The sequence below is a fragment of the Ruegeria sp. BHSA191 genome (assembly GCF_059613325.1).
Window position 1 is genome coordinate 2,501 of sequence record NZ_JBXWSH010000034.1, and the last position, 3,567, is coordinate 6,067.

The window sequence follows — 3,567 nt, forward strand, 5'->3', positions numbered from 1 at the left end:
GGGTATCGCGGCTGAAACGAACAGAGTTGTCCAAGTCAAGTACACTAACCCGCATGATCAGCGCCGATCGTCACCCGCAAGGATGACCGGCACTCATCTGATCATGCATGTCTTCCATTCTCCGTGCGGGGCCGACCGACATCGGCAGCATGGGTTCCAGGATGGGAGGCGGGAAAGTATGCTTTTGGTTCAGTCAGAGAGACGGGTTGTTACCAGCGCCTGTCATTGGATTTGCTCTGCAAATCCTGTCTTTCTCTTTCTGGATCAAATCAAGCGCGAGAAGGGCGTTTGGTGAATGCCTTGGCAGCAAGAGGCGATGAAGGACGTGATACTCTGCGATAAGCCATGGGGAGCTGAGAATAAGCTTTGATCCATGGATTTCCGAATGGGGCAACCCACCTGACAGTTCGTTATGATCTGCGCGAGCAGTTCATAATGGATTGAGACAGGTACTTAAGACCTGAATACATAGGGTTTTAAGAGCAAACCCGGGGAACTGAAACATCTAAGTACCCGGAGGAAAGGACATCAATTGATACTCCCCTAGTAGCGGCGAGCGAACGGGGACCAGCCGAGCCTTGAGAGTGAGAAGAACATGTTGGGAAGCATGGCCATAGCGGGTGACAGCCCCGTATTCGAAGCTCGATGGGACGTATTAAGTAGGGCGGGACACGTGAAATCCTGTCTGAAGATCGGAGGACCACCTTCGAAGGCTAAGTACTCCTTGCTGACCGATAGCGAACCAGTACCGTGAGGGAAAGGTGAAAAGCACCCCGACGAGGGGAGTGAAACAGTACCTGAAACCGAACGCCTACAATCAGTCGGAGGCTCCTTGCGAGCTGACGGCGTACCTTTTGTATAATGGGTCATCGACTTGGTCTCACGAGCAAGCTTAAGCCGTTAGGTGTAGGCGCAGCGAAAGCGAGTCTTAATAGGGCGCATGAGTTCGTGGGATCAGACCCGAAACCGAGTGATCTAGGCATGGCCAGGTTGAAGGTAAGGTAACACTTACTGGAGGACCGAACCCACATCCGTTGAAAAGGATCGGGATGAGCTGTGCCTAGGGGTGAAAGGCCAATCAAACTCGGAGATAGCTGGTTCTCTGCGAAATCTATTTAGGTAGAGCGTCATCCGAATACCCCGGGGGGTAGAGCACTGGATGGGTAATGGGGCCCCACAGGCTTACTGATCCTAACCAAACTCCGAATACCCGGGAGTACTAGATGGCAGACACACTGCGGATGCTAACGTCCGTAGTGGAGAGGGAAACAACCCTGACCGACAGCTAAGGCCCCCAATTCATGGCTAAGTGGGAAAGCAGGTGGGACGACCAAAACAACCAGGAGGTTGGCTTAGAAGCAGCCATCCTTTAAAGATAGCGTAACAGCTCACTGGTCTAAACAAGTTGTCCTGCGGCGAAGATGTAACGGGGCTCAAGCCATGAGCCGAAGCTTCGGATGCCGTAAGGCATGGTAGCAGAGCGTAGTGTGACATAGTCTCATTCCTCCTTCACGTCTTCGGGCGTATTGGAGGAGAGAGGCTTTCGATGAAGCCGGGGCGTGAGCCATCCGGTGGAGAGATCACTAGTGAGAATGATGACATGAGTAGCGACAAAGAGTGTGAGAGACACTCTCGCCGAAAGTCCAAGGGTTCCTGCTTAAAGCTAATCTGAGCAGGGTAAGCCGGCCCCTAAGCCGAGGCCGAAAGGCGTAGGCGATGGGAACCAGGTTAATATTCCTGGGCCGTGGAGTGGTGACGGATCTCGGGTGTAGTTCAGTCTTATCGGATTGACTGGGCTGCTGAGAGGTTCCTGGAAATAGCCCTCCTATCAGACCGTACCCTAAACCGACACAGGTGGACTGGTAGAGCATACCAAGGCGCTTGAGAGAACGATGTTGAAGGAACTCGGCAAAATACCTCCGTAAGTTCGCGAGAAGGAGGCCCGGTTCCTAGGCAACTAGGGGCTGGGGGCACAAACCAGGGGGTGGCGACTGTTTATTAAAAACACAGGGCTCTGCGAAGTCGCAAGACGACGTATAGGGTCTGACGCCTGCCCGGTGCCTGAAGGTTAAAAGGAGAGGTGAGAGCCTTGAATTGAAGCCCAGGTAAACGGCGGCCGTAACTATAACGGTCCTAAGGTAGCGAAATTCCTTGTCGGGTAAGTTCCGACCTGCACGAATGGCGTAACGACTTCCCCGCTGTCTCCAACATCGACTCAGCGAAATTGAATTGCCTGTCAAGATGCAGGCTTCCCGCGGTTAGACGGAAAGACCCCGTGCACCTTTACTACAGCTTCGCACTGGCATCAGGACTGCAATGTGCAGGATAGGTGGTAGGCTTCGAAGCAGGGACGCCAGTTCCTGTGGAGCCTCCCTTGAGATACCACCCTTTGCATTCTTGATGTCTAACCGCGGTCCGTCATCCGGATCCGGGACCCTGCGTGGCGGGTAGTTTGACTGGGGCGGTCGCCTCCTAAAGCGTAACGGAGGCGCGCGAAGGTTGGCTCAGAGCGGTCGGAAATCGCTCGTTGAGTGCAATGGCAGAAGCCAGCCTGACTGCGAGACTGACAAGTCGAGCAGAGTCGAAAGACGGCCATAGTGATCCGGTGGTCCCGAGTGGAAGGGCCATCGCTCAACGGATAAAAGGTACGCCGGGGATAACAGGCTGATACTGCCCAAGAGTCCATATCGACGGCAGTGTTTGGCACCTCGATGTCGGCTCATCTCATCCTGGGGCTGGAGCAGGTCCCAAGGGTACGGCTGTTCGCCGTTTAAAGAGGTACGTGAGCTGGGTTTAGAACGTCGTGAGACAGTTCGGTCCCTATCTGCCGTGGGTGTAGGAGACTTGAGAGGAGTTGCCCCTAGTACGAGAGGACCGGGGTGAACGATCCACTGGTGGACCTGTTGTCGTGCCAACGGCAGTGCAGGGTAGCTATGATCGGACAGGATAACCGCTGAAGGCATCTAAGCGGGAAGCCCCCCTCAAAACAAGGTCTCCCTGAGGGCCGTGGAAGACCACCACGTCAATAGGCCGGAGATGTAAGCGCAGCAATGCGTTCAGTTGACCGGTACTAATCGCCCGATAGGCTTGATTTGATCCAGTAACAGAAAGACAAATCAAACCAAAAGCATACACCGACCTTGACAATGGATAGCGTCGCAGCACCAAGCCGCGATATTGATTGATTATACAACCGAGTGGCAACGCGCCTTTTGCAAGCAAAAGACGCTGTCTGCCACCCGTCGCTTTCTTGCTCGCAAGAAAGTCGACGTGGGGATTTTCCTCGGTTTGGTGGTCATAGCGCAAGCAAAACACCCGGTCCCATCCCGAACCCGGAAGTTAAGTGCTGCAGCGCCAATGGTACTTGGGCTCAAGCCCCGGGAGAGTAGGTCACCGCCAAACCTAGAAAAATCCCCAAACTCTCTAAACGATCAAAAAATCAAAAAACGGCCTCAAAAAATCTCTGCAGGCCGAACGCCAAAAAAATGGCGCGGGGTGGAGCAGCCAGGTAGCTCGTCAGGCTCATAACCTGAAGGTCAGAGGTTCAAATCCTCTCCCCGCAACCAA

Annotated in this window: 1 tRNA gene and 2 rRNA genes; all 3 read left to right on the forward strand. The window is 54.1% G+C overall.

Annotated elements, in window-relative coordinates:
* Window positions 1–267: 267 nt before the first annotated feature.
* Window positions 268–3,095: ribosomal RNA gene (locus AC2FNS_RS17985) — 23S ribosomal RNA — on the forward strand.
* 192 nt (window positions 3,096–3,287) lie between these two features.
* Window positions 3,288–3,402, forward strand: a 5S ribosomal RNA gene (rrf, locus tag AC2FNS_RS17990).
* An 87-nt stretch (window positions 3,403–3,489) separates the two neighbouring features.
* Window positions 3,490–3,566, forward strand: a tRNA-Met gene (locus AC2FNS_RS17995).
* Window position 3,567: the final 1 nt, after the last annotated feature.